We start from the raw sequence: 22,455 nt of genomic DNA, 5'->3' as shown, positions 1-22,455 counted from the left end.
GGACGTCCTCCCGCGGCTCACCCGGCGAGCGTCTGCCGGGCCCTTTGCGAGCGGTGCTCTGCGAGCCCTGCTCCCGCCGGGCTGTGGGGGTCCCGGTCGGACCCTCAAGGTCGATCCGGTCGTGTGTGGACCAACCGGTCTCTATGACCGGCGATAGGGGACGCCAACACTGCCGCCACCCCGGATACGCCGGTTCTTCGTCTGTGCGGTGGGCCGGGCGGCCCACCTGTTCCAACGCGCGGCTCGGGTGCCGTATGCCCTCAGTCTATTGACGCGCCCTGCCGTATCCGCACGTCGACGCGTTCGGACGGCATCGTCGGCCCGTGCCCGAGGGCGGGGACCTCAGACCGTGGTCAGCGTGCGGAGTTCGACGTCGGAGAGCTTCTCGCGGCCCTTGAGGAACGCCAGTTCCATCAGGACCGAGAATCCAACGACGGTACCACCGGCCCGGCGGACGAGTTCCACCGCGGCCCGTCCGGTGCCGCCGGTGGCGAGCACGTCGTCGACGATCAGCACCCGGCTGCCCGGGGCGATCGCGTCGGTGTGCATCTCGATCGTCGCGGTACCGTACTCGAGATCATAGGACTCCCGGAAGGTCCGCGCGGGCAGTTTCCCGGCTTTGCGGATCGGGACGAAGCCCGCTGCGAGCTCCAGCGCCACGGGCGCGGCCAGGATGAACCCCCGCGCCTCCAGTCCGATCACGTAGTCGACCGCGCTCGGCTCGTAGGCGCCGGCGACCGCCTCGACCACGGCGGCGAACGCCTTGGGGTCGGCCAGCAGCGGGGTGATGTCCTTGAACATCACCCCGGGCTTCGGGTAGTCGGGGATTTCGCGGACGCACTGCTCGATCAACGCGGTCAGGTTCTGGGGCATGGTCCCGGTCTTCTCGGCGTGGAGGGGGCAACGAAACGACGGTACCGGCCCCGCTCGCAAGCGGAGCCGGTACCCCCCGGCTGTTGGCGCGCGAAAGCGCGGGGACCGCTAGGACCTCGGGTTGTCCTTGTCGTCGTCGGAGCCGTTGGCCGGGAAGTCCGGACGGTCCTCGACCGGCGTGTCGTCGTCGGGCTCCTGCGGGGTGACGACCTCGCCGATGCCGGCCTTGACCATGCGGATCCGGGTGCCGGGGGAGATCTCCAGCTCCACGTCGTTGTCGCGGACCTCCACGACGGTGCCGTAGATGCCGGCCTTGGTCATCACCTCGACGCCCGGGGTCAGCGTGTTCTGCATCCGGCTCTCCTGCTGGCGGCGCTTCTGCTGCGGACGCCAGAACAGCAGGTAGAAGACCACGATGATGAGGACGAACGGGAGGATCGTCTGGAGGAGGCCAGGGGTTTCCTGGGCTTCTGCTGCGAAAGTGAAAAGGCCCTGCACGGGGGCGTCCTTCCTAACGTTCTGCGGTGGCCGCGCCGGGACGGGCGGCGCACGGACGGCACGCCCTGCTCCAACGAACGGACCGGTCACCGGGTTCCCGCGTGGAACCGGCCGCGTGGTCGGCCGCGGTGGTGCGGGACTGTTGCGGCAGGCGGCACGCGCAGTCTAGAGTTCCCGGTCGCGGGTGACAACGATCGCCCGACGCACCGGTTTCCCCACCCAGCTTACGCGCTGCACGCAACCTCTCTGACCAGTGCATATATCGACTGTTAACGGTTCGGTGTCCTTTTGGTCCCGCGTTCGGGCGGTCATCGGGCTCTGACCGCCGCGTTCCCGGGTCGGGACGGGATTTCCGGGGTTCGGACCCGCCGTGCCGCCGGCGCTGCGCGCACTGCGGCGGCCACCCCCTGGACGAACCCGATCGTCAGACGCCAGTCAGTCTCCGGTGGGCTCGCCGCCCTCGTCGAAGAGCGCGGTCGCGGCACCGAACGCGGCGTCGGGCGGCGGGGTGAGGCCCATGTGCGCCCACGCCTCCGGGGTGGCCACCCGTCCGCGCGGGGTCCGGGCGATGAAGCCGGAGCGCACCAGGAACGGCTCCGCGACGACTTCGACGGTCTCGGGCTCCTCCCCCACCGACACGGCGAGCGTGGACAGGCCGACCGGGCCGCCCCGGAACCGGCGCAGCAGCGCGTACAGCACCGCGCGGTCCAGGCGGTCCAGGCCCTTCTCGTCCACCTCGTAGAGGTCGAGCGCCGCGCGTGCGGTGTCGAGGGTGAGCCGGCCGTCGCCGCGCACCTCCGCGTAGTCGCGCACCCGGCGCAGCAGCCGGTTGGCGATGCGGGGGGTGCCGCGGGAGCGCCCGGCGATCTCCCCGGCGGCGTCGGCCCCCAGCTCCACGTCGAGCAGGCCGGCCGAGCGGTTGAGGATGCGCTCCAGCTCCTCGGGGAAGTAGAAGTCCATGTGCGCGACGAAGCCGAACCGGTCGCGCAGCGGGGCCGGCAGCAGGCCGGCCCTGGTGGTGGCGCCGACCAGCGTGAACGGCGCGATGTCGAGCGGGATCGCCGTCGCGCCGGGCCCCTTGCCGACGATGACGTCGACCCGGAAGTCCTCCATGGCGACGTAGAGCATCTCCTCGGCGGGCCGGGCCATGCGGTGGATCTCGTCGAGGAAGAGCACCTCGCCCTCGTGCAGCGTCGACAGCACCGCGGCCAGGTCGCCGGAGCGCTCGATCGCCGGACCCGAGGTGATCCGCAGCGGCGCCCCCAGCTCGGCGGCGATGATCATCGCCAGGGTCGTCTTGCCCAGGCCGGGCCCGCCCGACATCAGGATGTGGTCGGGGGCCCTGTTGCGGCGCTGGGCGCTGCGCAGCACGAGGGAGAGCTGCTCGCGCACGCGCTCCTGGCCGACGAAGTCCTCCAGCCGCTTGGGGCGCAGGGCGCCTTCGACCGCGCGGTCGTCGAGATCGGCGTCGGCGGAGACCAGGTCCCGCTCGTGCTCCGACATCGGCGGACACCTCCCTTTTGTCCATGTCTTAGATCGTTGGTGGGAAGTAAGGGGATTGTGTCCAGGCCCTGCTTGGCCTCTGCGGGCCTGGTGGGGCTGTCGTCAGCGCGCAGCGTCTGGCAACGCGAAAGGGCGCGGGATCACCGCTGTGCAGGTCCCCGGCCATCTGTGGCGGGCGACCGGCGCGGCCGCATACAGCGCGACCTCTCGTACCGCCACCGCTGGCGCGCTGACGGCAGCCTGCCCAGGTCATCAGTGGTGAATGAAGGATTTTTCGACCAGAGCTCCCAACCCCATCACCGGCCTAGGCCCGACTCAGTCTGCGCAGGGCGCTGCGCAGCAGTACCGCGACGTCGGTCTCCTCACCGGCGTCGGCCGCGACGGCGTCGGCGGCCGATTCGGCGTCCTTGGCCGGCCACCCCAGGTTGACCAGGCCCGAGACGACCTGCGGACGCCAGGGAAGCGCGGCCGGGGCCGGGGCCGCGCCCGCATCGGCCGCGTCCTCGTACCCTCCCAGCGGCGCGCCGAGCTTGTCCTTGAGCTCCAGCACGATGCGCTGGGCGCCCTTCTTGCCGATGCCCGGGACCTGGGTGAGCGCACCGGTGTCCTCGGTCATGACCGCGCGGCGCAGGGAGTCGGGGGTGTGCACGGCCAGCATCGCCTGCGCCAGGCGGGGGCCGACTCCGCTCGCGGCCTGCAGCCGCTCGAAGACGTCGCGCTCGTCGTCCTCGGCGAAGCCGTACAGGGTGAGGGACTCCTCCCTGACCACCAGCGACGTGGCGACGGTCGCGGTCTCCCCCACCCGCAGCCGCGCGAGGGTGGCCGGCGTGCACTGCACGGACACGCCGACGCCGCCCACCTCGATGACGGCGGAGCCGCTGCCCCGGCCGGCCACGCGGCCGTTCAGGAACGCGATCACTGTTACCTTCCTCGTGCACTCGGGCGGTGTGGGCGGGGCCGCGGCTACAATCCGCGCGTCCGGCGGGTCAACTCGACCTTGCGGGCGAAGTCCTGCTGGGCCCGCGCCACGCGGGCCTGGGCGCCGCCGCGCCAGATGTGGCAGATCGCCAGCGCGACCGCGTCGGCGGCGTCGGCCGGCTTCGGCGGGCCCTCCAGGTGCAGCAGCCGGGCGACCATGGTGCCGACCTGGACCTTGTCGGCGCGGCCGTTGCCGGTGATGGCGGCCTTGACCTCGCTGGGGGTGTGCAGCGCGACGGGCAGCCCGCGGCGCGCGGCACAGGTGATGGCGATGGCGCTGGCCTGGGCGGTCCCCATGACGGTGCTGACGTTGTGCTGGGCGAAGACCCGCTCCACGGCGACCGCGTCGGGGCGGTGCTCGTCGAGCCATTCCTCGACCCCCCGTTCGATGCCGAGCAGCCGTTCCGGCAGTTCGGCATCTGCCGACGTGCGGATGGCCCCGGCGGCGACCATGTCGAGCCGGCGCCCGACGGAGCCGTCGACCACGCCCACGCCGCACCGGGTCAGCCCCGGGTCGATCCCCAGAACGCGCACCCCGTCCCCCGTCCCGCTTCCCGCCTCGAACGCCCGTTCGCAGAGCCTACCGGGCACCGGTGCCACCGCGCGCCCGGACCGGCCGAGCGGGCGCCGCGCGGTAGGACATCGGTCCACCGGGCACGCCCTCCACGCGGGCGCGCCCCCGCCAGGGCCGTGGGGCTCCTGCCGGGGGCGCGCGGGTGCGTGGGCCGGGCGGGCCGGCTAGCCGATCCTCTCCATGATCTCATCGGGGATGTCGGCGTTGGTGAAGACGTTCTGCACGTCATCGGAGTCGTCGAGGGCGTCGACGATGCGCAGGACCTTCTTGGCGTCGTCCTCCTGCAGCGGGATCTCCATGCTCGGCAGGAAGTCGGAGTCGGCCGACTCGTAGTCGATGCCGGCCTCGACCAGCGCGGTGCGCACGGCGACGAGGTCGGTGGCCTCACTGACCACCTCGAACGACTCGCCCAGGTCGTTGACGTCCTCGGCGCCGGCGTCGGCGACCGCGAGCATCACGTCGTCCTCGGTGGTGCCCTCCTTGGGCACGATCACGACGCCCTTGCGGTTGAACAGGTAGGCGACCGAACCGGCGTCGGCCATGGAACCGCCGTTGCGGGTGATGGCGACGCGCACCTCCGAGGCCGCGCGGTTGCGGTTGTCGGTCAGGCACTCCACCAGCAGCGCCACGCCGCCCGGCGCGTAGCCCTCGTACATGATGGTCTGCCAGTCGGCGCCGCCGGCCTCCTCACCGCCGCCGCGCTTGCGCGCGCGCTCGATGTTGTCCAGCGGCACGGAGTTCTTCTTGGCCTTCTGGATGGCGTCGTAGAGGGTCGGGTTGCCGTCGGGGTCCCCACCACCCGTGCGCGCGGCCACCTCGACGTTCTTGATCAGCTTGGCGAAGAGCTTGCCGCGCTTGGCGTCGATGACGGCTTTCTTGTGCTTGGTGGTGGCCCACTTGGAGTGGCCGCTCATGCCTGTCCTTTCACCATGTCGACGAAGAGTCGGTGGATACGCGCGTCCCCGGTGAGTTCGGGATGGAACGAGGTGGCCAGCAGGCTCCCCTGTCGTACCGCGACGATCCTACCGGCCCGTTCGCCGTGCACGACCTGTCCGAGCGCGCGGACGTCGGCTCCGGTGGACTCAACCCAGGGGGCGCGGATGAAGACCGCCTCGACGGGTTCGTCCCCGATCCCCTCGATGCGGACCGGCGCCTCGAAGGACTCGGTCTGGCGGCCGAAGGCGTTGCGGCGCACCGTCATGTCGATGCCGCCGATGGTCTGCTGACCCTCGATGCCGTCGAGGACCCGGTCGGCCAGCATGATCATGCCGGCGCAGGTGCCGTAGACGGGCAGCCCTTCGTGGACGTGCTTGCGCAGCGGCTCCATCAGCTCGTAGCGCACCGCGAGCTTGGACATCGTGGTGGACTCGCCACCGGGGACGACCAGTCCCTGGACCGCGTCGAGCTCCTCGGGGCGCAGGACGGGGACGGCGCGCACACCGAGGCCGTCGAGGACGCGCAGGTGCTCGGCGACGTCACCCTGGAGGGCGAGTACGCCGATGGTGGGTGTGGCGGACAAGGGGGACCTCGCTTGCGGTAACGGGCTGGGCGCGGTCGGCGGTCGGCCGCGTGCGTGCGGGCCGCCGCGCGGCGGCCCGTCTCCATCAGAGTAGGCGCCTGCGCCGAACAACACCGCGGCGGCCGCGGATCATTCCGCCCGGGGCGGCGGCCGCGCGCCCGCCCCGAACGGCAGGGGCGCCCGGTGGTCGGCCACCGGGCGCCCCGACGGGCACGGTCGCGACTACCAGCCGCGGCCGGCGTAGCGCTGGGTCTCGTCGAGCTCGTCGAGGTTGATGCCGACCATGGCCTCGCCCAGGCCTCGGGAGACCTTGGCGACGACCTCGGGATCGTTGTAGTGCAGCGTGGCCTGCACGATGGCGTCGGCGCGCTTGGCGGGGTCGCCGGACTTGAAGATGCCCGACCCCACGAACACGCTCTCGGCGCCGAGCTGGCGCATCAGCGCCGCGTCGGCCGGGGTGGCCACGCCGCCGGCGGAGAACAGCGGTACCGGCAGCTTGCCGAGGCGGGCCACCTCCTTGACGACGTCGTAGGGCGCGCGCATCTCCTTGGCCGCGCCGAACAGCTCGGCCTCGTCCAGGGTTCCCAGGCGCTTGATCTCGGACCTGATCGAACGCATGTGCCGGGTGGCCTCGACGACGTTGCCGGTGCCGGCCTCGCCCTTGGACCGGATCATGGCCGCGCCCTCGGCGATGCGGCGCAGGGCCTCGCCGATGTTGGTGGCGCCGCAGACGAAGGGGACGGTGAACGCCCACTTGTCGATGTGGTGGGCCTCGTCGGCCGGGGTGAGGACCTCGGACTCGTCGATGAAGTCGACGCCGAGGGACTGCAGCACCTGGGCCTCGACGAAGTGGCCGATCCGGGCCTTGGCCATGACCGGGATGGAGACGGCCTCGGTGATGCCGTCGATCATGTCCGGGTCGGACATGCGCGCGACGCCGCCCTGCTTGCGGATGTCGGCGGGCACCCGCTCCAGCGCCATGACCGCGACGGCGCCGGCGTCCTCGGCGATCCTGGCCTGCTCGGGCGTGACCACGTCCATGATCACGCCGTTCTTGAGCTGCTCGGCCATGCCTCGCTTGACGCGGTCGGTGCCGACCCTGCTCTCGGTCGGGTTCTCAGCGGTGTTGGCCACGGTGGCGGACTCCAAGTTCTGGGCGGACACGGGTGTTACCTCGCTTGCGAGGAGGATGGTCTCTTCGGTGCGCCGGCCGCGTGCGGGCGGTCGCCGGTGCACCTGTCGTCTCCATGGTAGATCCTTCCCTCAGCCGCCCTTTCAGGACATAACGGCGCCGTGTCGAGGGAAGTCCTTACATTTTGTCGACCGTCGCGCCGGTCGCGACACCGAGTAGAACACCGTCGACCCGCCATCCATTTCCCGACCCGCTCCCGATGACCGGGGCCGAGCGGAGCCTCCTTCCCGGCGCGGCCCCTTGCGCCGGGCGCGTCGCGGATTCGGTGGATCTCAACGTCAATATCCGGAAAAACCCGGACTCCGAATTCTCTGTGTTACCGTCGTTTCACACTTGGTGACGAATGTCCAGAGTCGGGGACCGAATAGGTGAATTCCCGACCGGGCATGCTCCCTGTCCCTGACCGGGCGATCAAGGGAGGGGCCCGGTCACCGGATCGAAGGAGGAGCGATGCGTAAGTTCTTCGCAGTCCTGATCACCGGAATCGCCGCGGCCACGGTCTCCTTGGCCGGGGCCGCACCGGCCTCGGCGAGCGACGACCACCACCATGGCAACGAATACCACGGGATCAACGTCCTCAACGACCTCATCGACATCGGATAGCCGCGAGACATCGATCCGCCTTTTTCGTGCTCCGTGCACGCGCAGCGCCCGGCGGAACCCGCCGGGCGCTGCGGGGTGTCCGGGCGGTGCCGGGCGAAAGGACCGGGTGCGTGCGGGAGCCGCGCGGCGGACGGCGGCGCTGCGGCGGGCCCGGCCCCGGGCGCCCTCAGGCCGCCGTGAACACCGGCGGGTCGTCGTCCATCTCGAAGAAGTCCGGCATCGGCGCGTGCCCGGCCAGGCGCAGCACGCGGACCAGGCGGCCGGCGCGGGCCTCGCGGATGGCGGCCACGGCGTCGTTGTAGAACCGCCGGGCGATGTGGACCCGCCTGGCCGCGGCCTCCACCTCCGCCGGCAGGTCTTCGCCCGCGTCGTCCCCGGTCCGCGCGCCGCCGAACCCGTCCTCCTCGGCCACCGCGCGCAGCACCCGCGACAGGTTGCTCTCCGCCAGCTCGCGCGCACCGGGGTCGGCCGCGCGGCGGGTCCGGCCGACGGCGTCGGCGAGCAGCACACTGGAGGCCGGCTCCAGCTCTCCCGCGCAGGCGAACTCCAGCACGACCGCGCTGCGCCGCAGCAGGGCCGCGTCCAGCGCCGCGTGCGCGGTCTCCACGCGGGTGTGCAGCCGGTCGAGCCGGCCCGCCCGCCAGGAGATGTAGAAGGAGAACAGCACCACCAGTACGAAGGCGGCGGCCAGGACCGGAACCAGGTCGGCCGTCACGGCTGCTCGGCCTCCCTGCGGTCCGCGCTGACCGCGGCGCCCATCCCGGCCGGCAGGACGGTCTCGTAGACCCGCACGACGTCGGCGGCGACGGTACGCCAGTCATAGGCCCGCACGGCCGCGCGGGCCGCCTCGGACAGCGACGCCCTCCGGTCCGGATCGTCCAGCAGTTCACCGGCCGCGCGGGCCAGCGCCTCGGGCTCGCCCGCCTCGAACAGCGCTGCGGCGGCGCCGTCGCACAGGACCCGGCGAAACGCCGGGATGTCGCTGGCGGCGATCGGCGCGCCGGCCGACATGGCCTCGGTCAGCACGATGCCGAAGCTCTCCCCGCCCAGGTTGGGCGCGCAGAAGACGTCGACGGAGTGGTAGGCGCGCACCTTGTCGGCCTCGCTGACCCGGCCCAGAGCGACCACCCGGTCGCGCAGGTCCGGATCGACCGCGGAGCGCACGTCGTCGGCGTCGCCGGGACCGGCCAGGAGCAACCGCAGTCCGGGGCGTTCCCGGCCGAGCAGGTTGAACGCCCGCAGCAGCACCGGCAGGCCCTTGCGGGGCTCGTCCATCCGGCCGAGGAACCCGATCGCGCCGCCCTCGCCGGGCCAGCCCTCCAGCGGTTCGGCCTTCTCGTAGTGGCGCACCGCCACGCCGTTGGGGATGAGGACGGCGTCGCCGCCCAGGTGCTCCACGAGCGTCTTGCGGGCGGCCTCCGAGACCGCGATGCGGCCGTTGATCTTCTCCAGGGCCGTGCGCAGCGCCGCGGCCGACACCGCCATGGCGCGCGAGCGCGGGTTGGAGGTGTGGAAGGTGGCGACGATCGGCCCTTCGGCCACCCAGCAGGCCAGCAGGGACAGGCTCGGCGCCGCGGGCTCGTGGACGTGCAGCACGTCGAAGCCGCCGTTGCGGATCCAGCGCCGCACCCGGCCGGCCGCGCGGAAACCGAAGGAGAGCCGGGCCACCGAGCCGTTGTAGGGCACCGGGACGGCCCGGCCGGCACTGGCGATGTGGCCGGGCAGCTCGGTCTCGGAGTCGCAGGGGGTCAGGGCCGACACCTCGTGTCCGAGGTCCATGAGCGCCTCCGCGAGGTCGCCCACGTGCTGCTGCACGCCTCCGGGGACGTCCCAGGTGTAGGGGCAGACCAGACCGACGCGCATCGACTCACCGCCTCCGTGGGGGACCGGGCTCGTGCGGCGGTCTCGGCGCCGCCGACACCGCGGGGACGCCGTCAACGGTGGCGCCGGGAGCCGGGACCCGCCGGGATTCGAGGTCGGAGACGAACACGCGCTGCAGCATGTGCCAGTCCTGCGGGTGCTCGGCGATCGCGCCCTCGAACACCCGGGCCAGCTCCTGGGTCATGGCCCGGATCCGCTGCGCGCGGTCGCCCTCGGCCGGGACGGCGATCTCCTCGTGCACCCGGATGCCCCAGTGGGGGCCGTCGAACCACAGCGACACCGGCATCAGCGCGGCACCGGTACGCATGGCCAGCGTGGCGGGGCCGGCCGGCATCCGGGCGGCCTCGCCGAAGAACTCCACCTCGACGCCGCCGGCGGTCAGGTCGCGATCGGCGAGCAGGCAGACCAGCCCGCCCGCGCGCAGCCGGCGGGCCAGCGCGGCGAAGACGCCGGCCTCCCCGCCGGTGAGCGGGAGCACCTCCATGCCCAGGCTCTCGCGGAACGCGACGAAGCGCTGGAACAGGCCCTCCGGTCTCAGCCGTTCGGCGACGGTGGTCAGCGGGATCCCGCGCAGCGTGATCCACGCCCCCGCGTGGTCCCAGTTGCCCATGTGCGGCAGCGCGGCGACCACGCCCCGCCCGGCGGCGATGTGGGCCTCCAGCGCCTCGATCCCGCTGCTGCGGACGCGGCCCAGGATCTGCTCGCGCCCCATGGCGGGCAGCCGGAACATCTCGTACCAGTAGCGCAGGTAGGAGCGCATGCCCGCCCGTGAGAGCGCCCGCAGCCGCGCCTGCGGGGCCTCGGGGCCGATGACGCGGCGCAGGTTCGCCTCCAGCCGCCGCGCGCCCCCGCCGCGCCAGACGCGGTCGGCGATGCGGGCGAAGGCCCAGCGCCCGGCGCGCTCGGGGAACCGGCGGACGAGCGCCCAGCCCAGCGAGTAGGCCAGCGTCGATGCGCGTTCTCCCATGCGTCGTCTCCTCATGAGGCCCCCGAGATCCTCGGGCGCGGCCGGGTGGTCAGGGGTTGTCCGCGTGCTGGCGGGGTTCGCCGAGCCGGTTGCGGGTCTCGATCAGGCGCTGCACGATGGTCACCGCGCTGAGGACCGCGAGCAGCCACAGCCCGCCGGCCAGCACGTAGGGCACGTCCAGGCCCCCCAGCCCGATGGCGACCAGGCCGATGACCAGCCGTTCGCTCCGTTCGGCGACGCCGACATCGCAGTTGACCCCGAGCCCCTCGGCACGGGCCTTGATGTAGGACACACCGAATCCGCTGACCAGGCAGAACAGGGTCACCCACGCGAGCGTCTCGTCGTCTCCGTCGCCGATGAACCACAGCAGCAGGCCGGAGAAGACGGCGGCGTCGGAGAGCCGGTCCAGGGTCGAGTCCAGGAAGGCGCCCCACCGGCTGGAGGCGTCCGTGGCGCGGGCCACCGCTCCGTCGAGCATGTCGAACAGCACGAAGACGGTGATGACGACGGTGCCGACGTAGAGGTCGCCGCGCGGATAGAAGAACAGGGAGCCGGCGACGACGCCGACGGTACCCACGAGCGTGACCATGTTCGGGGTGACGCCGAGCCGTGCCAGACCTCTGCCGACGGGTTGCAGCACCCGGGCGGTCACAGGACGCAGGATTTTCAACATGGCTTCTCAAGATCGTAGAGCGCTCGAACCGCTGCGGGGACGAGCATCCGCCGCTTCACGGAATGGACTTCCCCACGAGCGGCGCCGAAACGGCCGGTCCGGTGGGGATGCGACCCGGACCTCATCCCCGGGCGGCCCGCCGGAACGCGCGGGCGGCCTCCGCTGCCGTCATCGGCTCTCGGGCCAGTGCTCGGCGAGCAGGTCGCGCGTCTGGCGCAGGAGCTGGGGAAGCACCCTGGTCTGCCCCACCACCGGCATGAAGTTGGTGTCGCCGCCCCAGCGCGGAACGATGTGCTGATGCAGGTGGGCGGCGATCCCGGCGCCGGCGACGGAGCCGAGGTTCATGCCGACGTTGAATCCCTGCGGGCCCGAGGCCGAGCGCAGCGCGGTGATGCCGGCCTGGGTGAGGGCGGCGAGCTCGGCGACCTCGGCCCCCTTGAGCTCGGTGTAGTCGGCGACGTGGCGGTAGGGGCAGACCAGCAGGTGGCCGCTGTTGTAGGGGTAGAGGTTGAGCACGGCGAAGACCGCCTTGCCCCGCGCCACGACGAGCCCCTCCTCGTCGGGCTGCGAGGGCACGTGGCAGAACGGGCAGCCGTCCTCGGGGGAGGAGCCGGTGGGCTTGTTCTCCCCTTTGATGTAGGCCATGCGATGGGGTGTCCACAGCCGCTGGAACCCGTCGCCGACACCGGCACCGCCCTGGGCCTCCTGCTCCGCGCCGCCCATTCGCTCGCTCACCTCTCCTCGACGACCGCCCCCGCCGCGCGGGGAGCATGGTGACGGACCCCGCTCCGCCCGCGACCGCCCCGATCGCGGCTCATAGGCCAGCATAGGAGCTCGGGCCGCCCCGCGCCTGCGGGACGGCCCGGTGCGCCGTGTGAGGTCGGTCGGTCAGTCGGCGACGGGCTGCCTGTCGTCCTGCCTGCCGCCGTCCGCGGGCCGCTGCTCCTCGCTGTAGCGGCTGCTGAGCTTGACCGGCGCGGCCTGGTCCTGCTCGCTCCGCTTCCGCTTGCGGCGCTTGCTCGCCATCAGGTTGAGGACCTCGACGAACAGGGAGAAGCCCATCGCGGTGTAGATGAGGGCCTTGTCGATGTGGAAGCCGAGGCCGTCGGCCACCAGGGTCATGCCGATGAGCAGCAGGAACGCCAGCGCCAGCATCTTGACGGTGGGGTGGTTCTGCACGAACCGGCCCAGCGGGCCCGCGGAGACCAGCATGACGATCACCGCGATGACCACGGCGGCGACCATGACCCAGATGTTGTCCACCATGCCGACGGCGGTGATCACCGAGTCCAGCGAGAACACCAGGTCGAGCAGCACGATCTGGGTGACGACGACGCCGAAGGCCGCCTTGACCTTGGAGCCGGCGTGGTTCTCCTCGCCCTCCAGGCTGTCGTGGATTTCGTAGGTGGCCTTGCCGATGAGGAAGAGGCCGCCGATCAGCAGGATGAGGGACTGGCCGGTGAACTCGAAGCCGAAGACCGAGAACAGCGGTGTCGTGAGGCTCATGATCCAGGAGATCGAGGCGAGCAGCAGCAACCTGGTGATCAGGGCCAGCGCGATGCCCAGGTTGCGGGCCTTGGTCCGCTGCGACTCAGGGAGCTTGCCGGACAGGATCGAGATGAAGACGAGGTTGTCGATCCCGAGCACGATCTCCAACGCCAGCAGCGTCAGAAATCCAACAATGAGGTCGGTGGGCATGGGGGTTCGTCAGCTCCGGGAAGAGGTGGGTCGCGGCGGTCGCGGCAATGGCCACAGAAATCTAGGGAACGCCGGATAAGCATCGCATAAACGCGCATCGGCACGCGGGCCGGTGCGCCGGAGCTCCGGCCGGTCCCTAGACGCCGAGCAGCGCGCGCAGGTGGCGGGGCGAGGGCGAGGCGTGCGCGAGCATCTCGTCGTGGACGGCGCGCTGCCCCGTCCGGGGCCGGGCCGCGCTCAGGTCGCGCGCGATGCCGTTGACCTCGCGGTAGCCGACGTAGTATGTGGAGAGCTGGGCGCTGGTGAGCCGGGCCCTGCGCCACTTCCCCGCGGCCTCGCCCTCCTCCTGGTGGCCGCGCTCGACGAGCAGGTCCATCGCCTCGGCCTCGGTGATCGAACGGGTGTGCGTGCGCACGTCCAGGATCGCGTTGAGGATCATCCGCAGCCGCATCTTGAGCTGCACCAGGCGCAGCGGCAGGTCTCCGGCGTCGTCCCAGCCGGCGTAGGCCAGCAGCTCCTCGGTGTAGACGGCCCAGCCCTCGATGAAGGAGCCGCTGGGCATCGCCTGGCGGACGCGGGTGCCGCCCCGGTAGCGGGCGGCGTGCGCGAGCTGGAGCGCGTGCCCCGGCACGCCCTCGTGCGCCATGAGGTTGCGCAGCATGTGGCCGTTGTACTCGCGGTAGAACGACGCCTGCCGCTCGGTCGACCAGTCGGCGGGAGGGGGTGCGACGGCGATCAGGGTCGGCTCGCCGGTGGCCGGGCTGAGCGGGCCGGGCGGATCGCAGTAGGCGACCGCGACGCCGCGCCGGGACTCCGGCATGGGGATGATCCGCACCGGGTCGTCGAGCACGCTGACCAGGTCGAGTTCGGCCGTGCGCGCGAGGAGGCGCTCGAACGCCTGCTCGCACAGCGGCCCGATGTCGTCGGCGCCGGTGGCGGCCTCGGCCGCGAGCCGGTCCAGGACCTCGCGCACCTGGCCCCGATAGCGGGGCCGGCCGTCGTACTCCGCGGCGACCTCGGCGATCTCCTCCTCGGTGGCGATGAGGTCGCTCTCGGCGCGGGTCAGCAGCGTCTCGGGGGACAGCTCGGAGTCGAGGGTGTACCAGAGCTGGGCGGCGTACTCCCGTTCCCCCAGACGGGGGTCTGCGGTGGCGGAGTCCAGTTCGGCCTCCAGCCATTCGGCGTGGGAGGCCAGGGCCTCGCGGGCCGCGTCGCGGGCCGGCTCGACCTTGGCGCGCAGGCCGGGTTCGGCCTCCAGCAGCGCGTCGAGGTCGGCGCCCAGCAGCGAAGCGGCGCCGCGGGCCTGGGCGATCGCCGTCTCCACGTGCACGCGCGGCATGCCCGGGCCGTTGCCGAGGACGTCACGCGCCACGGCGAGGAAGCCGGGGACGGCGCGGCAGCGCGCAGCCAGCGCCTCCAGCCGGTCGCCGACCGGGAGGGCCTCGCGGGCGATCAGACCGTAGAGCGCGTCGCCCGGCAGGTGCCGGAGGGGGTCCCAGGTGTGCGGACGCAGCTCGGTGAGCCGCCACAGGTCGGCGCTGACCCGGGTGCGCAGCGTCTCCAGGTCCACGTGGTCGGCCGGGGGCAGCATCGCGTCGTCGATCTCGTCGAGCGCGCCCAGGGCGTCGGTGAGCACCCCCGCGCGGCGGACGTCGGCGTCGGGCGAGTGGTCGCTGAGGCGGTCGCGGAACCGGTGGTCGCCGAGCTCGTCGGCCCACTCGGGAGCGTCGGCGAGCAACGTGTCGAGCACCTTGCCGGCCACGTCGCGGAACCGGTCGGTCATGGCGTTGGCGCCCGGGTCGGGCTGCTGGGGGCCGGGTGTGGAAGTCATCGCCCTTCATCGTGCCCCGTCACGGGGCCGGATGCACCTCGCTCGCGCGTCGTCTGCGAACTCCCCGGTGCCGACGGTCGCCTTGAATGGCCCGAGAAGGCCGATGTGAAAGGCTTGGCCCCCCAAGAGGCGGGCGACACGGCGATGCTCTCTCCGAGCCCTCCGACGGTCTCGCCCCGTCCCCCTCTCCGCCGACGGTTCAAGCGAATCACCGCAGGGAACGACCGGATCGCTCGATGGGAGCTCCATGCGCATCAGCCGGATCATCGATCTCAGCCGTTCGATCGGCCCCGGCACCCAGGTCTATCCCGGTGACCCGGTCCCCCGGCTCTCCCCCGCCGCGACGGTCGCCGAGGACGGCTACAACCTGCTGCACGTGTCGATGGGGTCGCAGAGCGGCACGCACGCCGACGCGCCGCGCCACTTCTTCGACGGCGGCGCGCGCATCGACGAGCTGCCGCTGGAGCTGTTCACCGGTCCGGCCGTCGTGGTGGAGGCGGCCGGCCGCACCGACCGCTCCCCCATCACCCGGGCCGACCTGGAGCCGTGGGATCCGGAGTTCGGGCCCGGCGCCGTCGTGCTGCTGCGCACCGGCTGGTCCCGCCACTACGGGACGCGGCGCTACTTCGCCCACCCCCATCTGACCGGGGAGGCCGCCCGCCACCTGGTGGACGCGGGCGTGCGGACCATCGGAATCGACGCCCCGAACCCGGACCCGACGCCGGACGAGGACCATCCGAGCCAGGCGTGGCCGGTCCACCGCGCGGTCCTGGGCGCGGGCGGCGTCATCATCGAGAACCTCTGCGGCCTGGAGCGGATCGACTTCCCCGCCCCGCTGTTCAGCGCTCTGCCCATCGCCCTGGAGGGGGCCGACGGCGCGCCGGTGCGGGCGGTGGCGATGCGGATGGAGTAGGCCACCCGCACCGCCTCGCGGGACCCGGGCCCGAGGTCGGCTAGCGCCGCTCGCGCACGGCGGTCACGATCTCGGCGACCGCGTCGTCGATGGGGACGCCGTTGTTCTGCTCCCCGTTGCGGTAGCGGAAGGACACCGCGTCCTTGCCGGCGTCCTCGTCGCCCGCCAGGAGCATGAAGGGGACCTTCTGCTTCTGGGCGTTGCGGATCTTCTTCTGCATGCGGTCGTCGCTGCCGTCGACCTCGACGCGGATGCCCTCGGCGCGCAGCCGCTCGGCCACCCGCTCCAGGTAGGGCACGTGCTCGTCGGTGATCGGAATGCCCACGACCTGCACCGGGGCCAGCCACGCCGGGAACGCGCCGGCGTAGTGCTCCAGCAGCACCGCGAAGAACCGCTCGATCGAGCCGAACAGGGCGCGGTGGATCATCACCGGGCGCTGCCGCGAGCCGTCGGGGGCCTGGTACTCCAGGTCGAACCGCTCCGGAAGGTTGAAGTCGACCTGGATGGTCGACATCTGCCAGGTCCGGCCGATGGCGTCGCGCGCCTGCACCGAGATCTTCGGGCCGTAGAACGCCGCGCCGCCCGGGTCCATGACCAGTTCGAGCCCCTGCTTCTCCGCCGCCTCGCGCAGCACCCGGGTGGCCTCGTCCCAGATCTCGTCCGATCCGATGGACTTCTCCGGATCGCGGGTGGACAGCTCCAGGTAGAAGTCGTCCAGGCCGTAGTCGCGCAGCAGGTTCAGGACGAAGGTGAGCAGCGAGTCCAGCTCGCCGGCCATCTGGTCGGGGGTGCAGTAGATGTGCGCGTCGTCCTGGGTGAAGCCGCGCGCGCGGGTCAGGCCGTGCACCACGCCGGACTTCTCGTACCGGTACACGGTGCCGAACTCGAACAGCCGCAGCGGCAGCTCGCGGTACGAGCGGCCCCTCGCCCCGAAGATCAGGTTGTGCATGGGGCAGTTCATGGGCTTGAGGTAGTAGTCCTGGCCCTCGTCGAGCTGCATGGGCGGGTACATGCCCTCGGCGTACCAGTCGAGGTGGCCGGACTTCTCGAACAGCCTGCCCTTGGTGGCGTGCGGGGTGTAGACGAACTCGTAGCCCGCCTCCTCGTGCCGCTTGCGCGAGTAGTCCTCCATGACGCGGCGGACGACGCCGCCCTTGGGGTGGAAGACGGCGAGCCCCGACCCGATCTCCTCGGGGATCGAGAACAGGTCCAGCTCGGCGCCGAGCCTGCGGTGGTCGCGCTTCTCGGCCTCCTCCAGGAAGGTGAGGTAGGCCTTGAGGGCGTCCTTGGACTCCCATGCGGTGCCGTAGACGCGCTGCAGCTGCGGGTTCTTCTCGCTGCCGCGCCAGTAGGCCGCCGCCGAGCGCATCAGCTTGAACGCCGGGACGGCCCTGGTGGTGGGCAGGTGCGGACCGCGGCACAGGTCCTTCCAGCACAGCTCGCCGGTGCGCGGCTGGAGGTTGTCGTAGATGGTCAGCCCGCCTGCGCCGACCTCGACGCCGGCGCCCTCGGCGGCGTCGCCGGCGCCGCCCTTGAGGCCGATGAGCTCCAGCTTGTAGGGCTCGTCGCGCAGCTCCTCGCGGGCGTCGTCGTCGGAGACTGCGCGGCGGGAGAACCGCTGCCCCTGCTTGACGATCTGCTGCATCCTCTTCTCGATGCGCTTGAGGTCGTCGGGGGTGAAGGGCTCCGCGACGTCGAAGTCGTAGTAGAAGCCGTTGTCGATGGGCGGGCCGATGCCCAGCTTGGCCTCGGGGAACAGCTCCTGGACGGCCTGGGCCATGACATGGGCGGTCGAGTGGCGCAGGATCGCGCGGCCGTCCTCGGAGTCGATGGCGATCGCCTCGACGGCGTCGCCCTCGGCGACCTCGTGGGCGAGGTCGCGGGGCTCCCCGTTGACCCGGGCGGCGATGACGGTCCGGCCGTCGGCCTCAAGGGCGTCGCCGGCCGTCGTCCCCGCCGCCACCACACGCTCGGTTCCGGCGAGGGTGATATGCAGCTCAGGCACTGCGGACACGGTGACTCCTCAAGGGTGTGGGATGGTCGTGCGCGGTTCCCTCGCGCGCCGCCGCTCCTGCGGCGCGGGGTCCCTTCGATGCTATCGGGGTTCGGGCACGCGCTCACCCGGACCGGTCCGGTTCCGCGCGCCTCCCCGCCCGATCGGGGCCCGTCGGCCACGGGAGGCGCCGTGCGGGTGGCGAAACCGAGAAAACGGGGGTGGACCGGCACCCCAGATCATGATCGGATGGAACCGTTCCCGGAAATCAGGTCGTCCGGAAAGGTCGGGCGACGCGTGACTCGTCTGAGACCAGCTCTTGATCAGGCCGATATTGTGAGCTCATGTCACCGAGCCCCGTAACCGACACGAACCCACCGGACCCGGCGGCATCCCCCACGAAGCGCAGGCCCAACCGCTGGCGGCGGCTCCGCGCCCGCCTCCGGATCTGGCGCATGCGCATGCACTCGCATCCGGTCCTGCACTGGACCTGGCGCACCGCCGTCGCCGTGGTCGGCGGCTTCACCCTGCTGGCCGGAATCATCATGTGCGTGACCCCCGGGCCGGGGATCGGCGGGATCATCCTGGGTCTGGTGATTCTTTCCACCGAGTTCGCCTGGGCGCGCGGCCTGCTGCGGCGCGCCCGCCGCTACGCGCACAACGCCAAGGAGACCGCCGTGCGGACGCGGCGTCGGCGACGGGCCCGCAAAGGGCTGTCCCGCGGTTAGCCACGGCCGGATCCGGATAGCGGATGGGGAAAATCCACGGCGGCGAGTAGACCGAATGCCCTCGCTCCGCTCGCCTCGGGCTCGCGTCCTTCGGCGGGTCGCCGATCGGCCGCGGGGCCGAAACCCGGAGGGGCAAAGAAGAAGGGACCGATTCCGTGGTTTGGAACCGGCCCCTCGGGAGTGTGGGCGATACTGGACTCGAACCAGTGACCTCGTCGGTGTGAACGACGCGCTCTAGCCAACTGAGCTAATCGCCCCGGCGGTTTCGCCCTGTTTGGCGGGCGAACAAGAAAAACTCTAGCGCATCCGACGGAGTGGATGACGCACTCGCACCACACGGGAGAAGATCAAGGGATGTGATCGACGTCTCACTCGCTGGTCAGCGAGGTCGTCTCGCGGTACACAAACGTGAAACCCCCTCACATGAGGGCGGTGCGGAGACGGCGCCGCCGTGCGGCCGCCGACCTTCGACCGTGCTGGTGACGCGGCACACAGATCAACTGGAAATTCTTGGTTTCCGCAGCTCATTAAAGTTACGGAGGGCTGAGGCGATGCGGCGGGCCGCCGCCTCGCGGCCCGAGAGAAGAAGCCCCACGGTTGCGCTTCATGGAAACATCGACCGGCCGCGCCGGAAGCGGGTGAAACCGCAACCCACCCGCATAGCGCGAAGCCGGACGAGAAAAGGTTTGGCGAACATGAACAGTAGCGACACCACTGCCACCGCCGAGCTCGGCCTTCGGCTCGTCGTCCCCGATCGCACGGCGGTCCCCCTGGTCGCACGGCTCGACTACACCGCGAACGACCCCTACGCCATCAAGGTGGCCTTCCACGTCGGCGAAGACGAGCCGGTCGAGTGGATCTTCGCCAGGGAACTGCTGACGGTCGGCATCGTGCGCCCGGTCGGCGAAGGCGACGTCCGGGTGTGGCCGTCCAAGGGCGACGGCGAGCGGACCATCAACATCTCGCTGTCCTCGCCGTTCGGGCAGGCCCAGTTCGACGCCGCGATCTCCCCGCTGGCGGAGTTCCTGCACCGCACCTACGAGATCGTGCCGGCCGGGCAGGAAGCGGACTACGTCGACCTCGACGCGGAGATCGAGCAGCACCTCTACCAGTGAGACCCGGTGCCGAAGGCGCCCGGTGACAGCGGAACACAGCCCGACCGGTCACTCGGAAGACATGGGGTGATCGAGCGATCCGCCGTGCCCAAGGCAGGGGGAGCATGCCCAGGACCTCGGTGATGGCCTACCCAACCGCATAACCACCAAACGCCCTCCGCGTGGTGATTCGGGAAAATGCCGCGACCGCTGGAAGTCGCGGCATTTTTCGTTCCCCGGTCCCGCCCCCGCCCCGCGAACGCGGCGGTCAGAGCACGATGAGCGCCCCACCTCACACCAGGTCGCTGACGGGAGTCGGGAGGACTGCGGCCGCAGTCCTCCTGTTCACCAGCGCATGACCCCGGGAAGGCTGCCGTCAGCCCACCAGGCCCGCACAGCCACAGCAGGGACCGGAAGACAATCCCGGCCCTCTCCCATCAGCGGTCTAGGGGTCGATGTCGGCCGCGCTGTGCTCGGCGAAGACCGCCGCCGCCTTGCGGGTGACCGGGCCGGGCGCCGCGGGGAGCGCTCGACCGTCGATGGCCCGGATCGACTGGACGTCGCGGCCGGTCGAGGCCAGGAACGCCTCGGAGGCATCGGCCAGCGCCGACATCGGCAGGTCCGCCTCCTCGCCACCGGACCACTCCAGGACCAGCTCGCGGGTGATGCCGGCGAGCGGCCCGGCCGACAGCGGCGGGGTGACGAGCCGGCCGTTGACCACGACGAAGATGTTGCTGCCCGTGCCCTCGCACAGGTTGCCGGCGGTGTTGGCGAAGATCGCCTCACCGGCGCCGCGCTCCCCCGCGTACTGGAGGGCGAGCACGTTCTCCGCGTAGGAGGTCGTCTTCAGGCCGGTCAGCGCCCCGCGCTCGTTGCGGGTCCACGGCACCACGGCGACGTCGACCGTCGGCGCCGGAGCCGGGAAGTCCGCGATGGCGACGATGCAGGTGGCCTCAACCCCGCTGCGGTCGGAGCCCAACGGGCCCGGTCCGGCGGTCACCGTGATGCGCACCCTGGCCGGGTCCGCCTTCGGGTTGGCCTCCAGCGCCAGGCGCACGCCCTCGGCGATGCGGCCCGTGTCGGGCGCGTCCAGCCCGAGCCCCTCCGCCGAACGGGCCAGTCGGCGCAGGTGCCGGGTGAGCGCGAACGCCCGTCCCCCCACCGCCTTGACCGTCTCGAAGACTCCGTCGCCCACCGTGATCCCGTGGTCGAACACGGAGATCCGGGCCTCCTCGGCCGCGACCACCCGGCCCGTGCCGTACCCGGCACCGGCGATCCACACCCGCATGTCTCTCATCCCCCTCGTGAAAGATCGATTCGACCGTGCCTCGATCCTGCCACCGCCGAGCAGGTCGGCGGGGTGTTCGGCGCGGTCCGGCCCGGATGTTCTGACCGGCACCGGCCGGGTCCGGTGCCACAGCGTGATACCGGGGGTACGGTAACGGACCAACACGGCGCACCTCGTCCGCGGCGGCCTTTCCACTCCTTGAAAACGCGTGCCGGAACCGGCCGGATAAGTTACGAATGACTATCATCTGGGCAACACTTGGACGCACGCCAGACGGTCGCGCGACCCGCCCGAGTACCCCCCGAGTGAATCGCCCCCTCTCTCCCCCTCCCTCCCTATTCCACAGACGAAACAGATCAAGAGAGCCATGACCACACGGAGCACCGCCCCCGGCGAACTGAGCTGGTTGCTCGACGACCTCCTCACCCGCGCGGAGGGCACGCATCACGCCATCGTGCTCTCCACCGACGGGCTGCTGATGGCCTCGTCGAGTGGGCTGGAGCGATCCGCCGCCGAGCACCTGGCGGCCATCGCATCGGGCCTGCAGAGCCTGGCCGGCGGCGCCAGCAGGCAGTTCGCCGCCGGCAACATCCGGCAGAGCATCATCGAGATGGACCGGGCGTTCCTGTTCGTCGCCGCGGCCGGCGAGGGCGCCTGCATGGCCGTGCTCGCCGATTCCGAATGCGACGTCGGCCTGGTCGCCTACGAGATGAACATGGTGATCCAGCGCGTCGGCCAGTACCTGACCGCTCCGCCCCGTCCGGACATGCCGAACACGCCGGCCCACGTCGAACGCTGAATCCGCGCCGCCGGGGCCGCCGCGGTGCGCGGCGGCCCCGGCCCGCGATTGAAGTTTGTCCGAGCGCCGGAATCCGCTAGAGTTCTTAATCAGCAGCGAGGACGGCGCTCCGGGAGCTCCCGGAGGGGCCCGGCATTCGCCGCGCGGACGTGGCTCAGCTGGTAGAGCATCACCTTGCCAAGGTGAGGGTCGCGGGTTCGAATCCCGTCGTCCGCTCGAAGCAGGAACGTGGCATGGACCCCCGTATCCATGGCATGCGGACGTGGCTCAGCTGGTAGAGCATCACCTTGCCAAGGTGAGGGTCGCGGGTTCGAATCCCGTCGTCCGCTCGGAGAAGCCGCATGGGTGTCACTCGCAGGACTCAACGGTGCTCGTGGCGGAGTGGCCGAGTGGCTTAGGCAAGGGACTGCAAATCCCTGTACACGGGTTCGATTCCCGTCTCCGCCTCCAGGTTTCGACCTGGGCGATTAGCTCAGTGGGAGAGCGCTACCTTGACACGGTAGAGGTCACTGGTTCAATCCCAGTATCGCCCACCAGTAGTGCCGCAGGTCAGAGGACTCCTCTGTTTTTGTGGACTGCGGCTCGGCTCCCAGCGGGAGACATCGAGGATCGGACGTCGTCCCGGTGCCCTCCGGAGTGCCGGCGCAGATCAAGTCGCCCGGCTCCAGGACCATGACACGGCTGAGGTAGCGGACGAGCCAGGCGGGGCCGATGCGCATGAGGTACATGAAGGCTCCTGTTTGATCATCAGCGTCTCGACAGCGCACATGATCGCCCCAGGCCGTTCTGCTGTCCGGGGAACAGCGAAACCCGTGGCCGGAACGGTGATCCGACCACGGGCCGAGGTTGA

The 22,455-nt window shown here is 71.3% G+C and carries 23 protein-coding genes and 5 tRNA genes; 9 read left to right on the top strand and 19 right to left on the bottom strand.

The window, feature by feature from the left end; all coding sequences use genetic code 11:
• Positions 1 to 342: 342 nt before the first annotated feature.
• The 8 genes from HDA32_RS08200 to pdxS all read right to left on the bottom strand — a co-directional run bounded on the left by HDA32_RS08200 (position 343) and on the right by pdxS (position 7,094).
• Positions 343 to 873 (bottom strand): adenine phosphoribosyltransferase, encoded by a 531-nt coding sequence (locus tag HDA32_RS08200; RefSeq protein WP_179642622.1) that lies wholly within the window; start codon positions 871 to 873, stop codon positions 343 to 345.
• Positions 874 to 981: 108 nt separating this feature from the next.
• Complete coding sequence (gene yajC / locus HDA32_RS08195) at positions 982 to 1,371, bottom strand: preprotein translocase subunit YajC (protein WP_179642621.1); 390 nt, start codon at positions 1,369 to 1,371, stop codon at positions 982 to 984.
• Between the two features lie 435 nt (positions 1,372 to 1,806).
• Positions 1,807 to 2,874: a Holliday junction branch migration DNA helicase RuvB gene (gene ruvB, locus HDA32_RS08190; RefSeq protein ID WP_179642620.1), complete on the bottom strand. Its 1,068-nt coding sequence runs from the start codon at positions 2,872 to 2,874 to the stop codon at positions 1,807 to 1,809.
• Positions 2,875 to 3,178: 304 nt separating this feature from the next.
• Complete coding sequence (gene ruvA / locus HDA32_RS08185; RefSeq protein ID WP_179642619.1) at positions 3,179 to 3,793, bottom strand: Holliday junction branch migration protein RuvA; 615 nt, start codon at positions 3,791 to 3,793, stop codon at positions 3,179 to 3,181.
• A gap of 44 nt (positions 3,794 to 3,837) precedes the next feature.
• Positions 3,838 to 4,386: a crossover junction endodeoxyribonuclease RuvC gene (ruvC, locus tag HDA32_RS08180; protein ID WP_179646548.1), complete on the bottom strand. Its 549-nt coding sequence runs from the start codon at positions 4,384 to 4,386 to the stop codon at positions 3,838 to 3,840.
• Between the two features lie 204 nt (positions 4,387 to 4,590).
• Entirely contained in the window at positions 4,591 to 5,340 is a 750-nt protein-coding gene (locus HDA32_RS08175; RefSeq protein ID WP_179642618.1) for a YebC/PmpR family DNA-binding transcriptional regulator, read from the bottom strand.
• A complete protein-coding gene (pdxT, locus tag HDA32_RS08170) occupies positions 5,337 to 5,945 on the bottom strand; it encodes a pyridoxal 5'-phosphate synthase glutaminase subunit PdxT (RefSeq protein ID WP_179642617.1) in 609 nt (202 codons plus the stop codon). The genes HDA32_RS08175 and pdxT overlap by 4 nt, the downstream gene beginning before the upstream one ends.
• Positions 5,946 to 6,167: 222 nt before the next feature.
• Positions 6,168 to 7,094, bottom strand: a complete 927-nt coding sequence (gene pdxS / locus HDA32_RS08165) for a pyridoxal 5'-phosphate synthase lyase subunit PdxS (RefSeq protein WP_218882899.1) — start codon at positions 7,092 to 7,094, stop codon at positions 6,168 to 6,170.
• A gap of 493 nt (positions 7,095 to 7,587) precedes the next feature.
• Here pdxS and HDA32_RS08160 point away from each other — a divergent pair, with 493 nt between their 5' ends.
• Positions 7,588 to 7,740: a hypothetical protein gene (locus HDA32_RS08160; RefSeq protein WP_179642616.1), complete on the top strand. Its 153-nt coding sequence runs from the start codon at positions 7,588 to 7,590 to the stop codon at positions 7,738 to 7,740.
• 166 nt (positions 7,741 to 7,906) lie between these two features.
• Here HDA32_RS08160 and HDA32_RS08155 read toward each other — a convergent pair whose 3' ends face one another.
• From HDA32_RS08155 to HDA32_RS08125, 7 genes are all read right to left on the bottom strand, one after another.
• Positions 7,907 to 8,455 (bottom strand): hypothetical protein, encoded by a 549-nt coding sequence (locus HDA32_RS08155; protein WP_312863090.1) that lies wholly within the window; start codon positions 8,453 to 8,455, stop codon positions 7,907 to 7,909.
• The gene (locus HDA32_RS08150; protein ID WP_179642615.1) at positions 8,452 to 9,603 is read right to left on the bottom strand and encodes a glycosyltransferase family 4 protein; all 1,152 of its coding nucleotides are present in this window, start codon (positions 9,601 to 9,603) and stop codon (positions 8,452 to 8,454) included. The genes HDA32_RS08155 and HDA32_RS08150 overlap by 4 nt, the downstream gene beginning before the upstream one ends.
• A gap of 4 nt (positions 9,604 to 9,607) precedes the next feature.
• The gene (locus HDA32_RS08145) at positions 9,608 to 10,588 is read right to left on the bottom strand and encodes a phosphatidylinositol mannoside acyltransferase (protein ID WP_179642614.1); all 981 of its coding nucleotides are present in this window, start codon (positions 10,586 to 10,588) and stop codon (positions 9,608 to 9,610) included.
• A 49-nt stretch (positions 10,589 to 10,637) separates the two neighbouring features.
• Positions 10,638 to 11,261, bottom strand: a complete 624-nt coding sequence (gene pgsA, locus HDA32_RS08140) for a phosphatidylinositol phosphate synthase (protein WP_179642613.1) — start codon at positions 11,259 to 11,261, stop codon at positions 10,638 to 10,640.
• Between the two features lie 168 nt (positions 11,262 to 11,429).
• The gene (locus HDA32_RS08135) at positions 11,430 to 11,984 is read right to left on the bottom strand and encodes an HIT family protein (protein WP_179646545.1); all 555 of its coding nucleotides are present in this window, start codon (positions 11,982 to 11,984) and stop codon (positions 11,430 to 11,432) included.
• A gap of 165 nt (positions 11,985 to 12,149) precedes the next feature.
• Positions 12,150 to 12,959, bottom strand: coding sequence for a TerC family protein (locus HDA32_RS08130; RefSeq protein WP_179642612.1), 810 nt, complete (start codon positions 12,957 to 12,959; stop codon positions 12,150 to 12,152).
• A gap of 136 nt (positions 12,960 to 13,095) precedes the next feature.
• The gene (locus HDA32_RS08125; RefSeq protein WP_179646544.1) at positions 13,096 to 14,742 is read right to left on the bottom strand and encodes a DUF885 domain-containing protein; all 1,647 of its coding nucleotides are present in this window, start codon (positions 14,740 to 14,742) and stop codon (positions 13,096 to 13,098) included.
• Between the two features lie 295 nt (positions 14,743 to 15,037).
• On the opposite strand from HDA32_RS08125, the gene HDA32_RS08120 reads away from it, so the two are divergent.
• Positions 15,038 to 15,703, top strand: a complete 666-nt coding sequence (locus HDA32_RS08120) for a cyclase family protein (RefSeq protein ID WP_179642611.1) — start codon at positions 15,038 to 15,040, stop codon at positions 15,701 to 15,703.
• A 40-nt stretch (positions 15,704 to 15,743) separates the two neighbouring features.
• On the opposite strand, the gene thrS is transcribed toward HDA32_RS08120, so the two are convergent.
• The gene (gene thrS / locus HDA32_RS08115; RefSeq protein ID WP_179642610.1) at positions 15,744 to 17,717 is read right to left on the bottom strand and encodes a threonine--tRNA ligase; all 1,974 of its coding nucleotides are present in this window, start codon (positions 17,715 to 17,717) and stop codon (positions 15,744 to 15,746) included.
• A 434-nt stretch (positions 17,718 to 18,151) separates the two neighbouring features.
• Between thrS and HDA32_RS08110 the strand changes: the two genes are divergently transcribed.
• A complete protein-coding gene (locus HDA32_RS08110; protein ID WP_312863088.1) occupies positions 18,152 to 18,424 on the top strand; it encodes a PGPGW domain-containing protein in 273 nt (90 codons plus the stop codon).
• A 183-nt stretch (positions 18,425 to 18,607) separates the two neighbouring features.
• Here HDA32_RS08110 and HDA32_RS08105 read toward each other — a convergent pair.
• Positions 18,608 to 18,681 (bottom strand) — tRNA-Val (locus HDA32_RS08105).
• A gap of 438 nt (positions 18,682 to 19,119) precedes the next feature.
• Between HDA32_RS08105 and HDA32_RS08100 the strand changes: the two genes are divergently transcribed.
• The gene (locus HDA32_RS08100) at positions 19,120 to 19,539 is read left to right on the top strand and encodes an SsgA family sporulation/cell division regulator (protein ID WP_179642609.1); all 420 of its coding nucleotides are present in this window, start codon (positions 19,120 to 19,122) and stop codon (positions 19,537 to 19,539) included.
• 424 nt (positions 19,540 to 19,963) lie between these two features.
• Here the strand turns inward: HDA32_RS08100 and HDA32_RS08095 are convergent, their stop codons facing one another.
• The gene (locus HDA32_RS08095; RefSeq protein WP_179642608.1) at positions 19,964 to 20,806 is read right to left on the bottom strand and encodes an aminotransferase class IV; all 843 of its coding nucleotides are present in this window, start codon (positions 20,804 to 20,806) and stop codon (positions 19,964 to 19,966) included.
• A gap of 367 nt (positions 20,807 to 21,173) precedes the next feature.
• On the opposite strand from HDA32_RS08095, the gene HDA32_RS08090 reads away from it, so the two are divergent.
• From HDA32_RS08090 to HDA32_RS08070, 5 genes are all read left to right on the top strand, one after another.
• On the top strand, positions 21,174 to 21,605 hold the full coding sequence (locus HDA32_RS08090) for a roadblock/LC7 domain-containing protein (RefSeq protein ID WP_179642607.1): 432 nt from the start codon (positions 21,174 to 21,176) through the stop codon (positions 21,603 to 21,605).
• Positions 21,606 to 21,748: 143 nt separating this feature from the next.
• A tRNA-Gly gene (locus HDA32_RS08085) sits at positions 21,749 to 21,821 on the top strand.
• Positions 21,822 to 21,861: 40 nt separating this feature from the next.
• Positions 21,862 to 21,934: transfer RNA gene (locus HDA32_RS08080), tRNA-Gly, on the top strand.
• 46 nt (positions 21,935 to 21,980) lie between these two features.
• Positions 21,981 to 22,055, top strand: a tRNA-Cys gene (locus HDA32_RS08075).
• Between the two features lie 11 nt (positions 22,056 to 22,066).
• Positions 22,067 to 22,141 (top strand) — tRNA-Val (locus HDA32_RS08070).
• Here the strand turns inward: HDA32_RS08070 and HDA32_RS08065 are convergent.
• Positions 22,112 to 22,333 carry a fumarylacetoacetate hydrolase family protein gene (locus tag HDA32_RS08065; RefSeq protein WP_179642606.1) on the bottom strand — a complete coding sequence of 74 codons (222 nt, stop codon included), beginning with the start codon at positions 22,331 to 22,333 and terminating at the stop codon, positions 22,112 to 22,114. The genes HDA32_RS08070 and HDA32_RS08065 overlap by 30 nt on opposite strands.
• Between the last annotated feature and the right edge of the window lie 122 nt (positions 22,334 to 22,455).

It is taken from the genome of Spinactinospora alkalitolerans (genome assembly GCF_013408795.1).
GTDB classification, from domain to species: domain Bacteria; phylum Actinomycetota; class Actinomycetes; order Streptosporangiales; family Streptosporangiaceae; genus Spinactinospora; species Spinactinospora alkalitolerans.
Note: the sequence above shows the minus strand (reverse complement) of the source record. Positions and strands in the feature narration are given on the sequence as shown.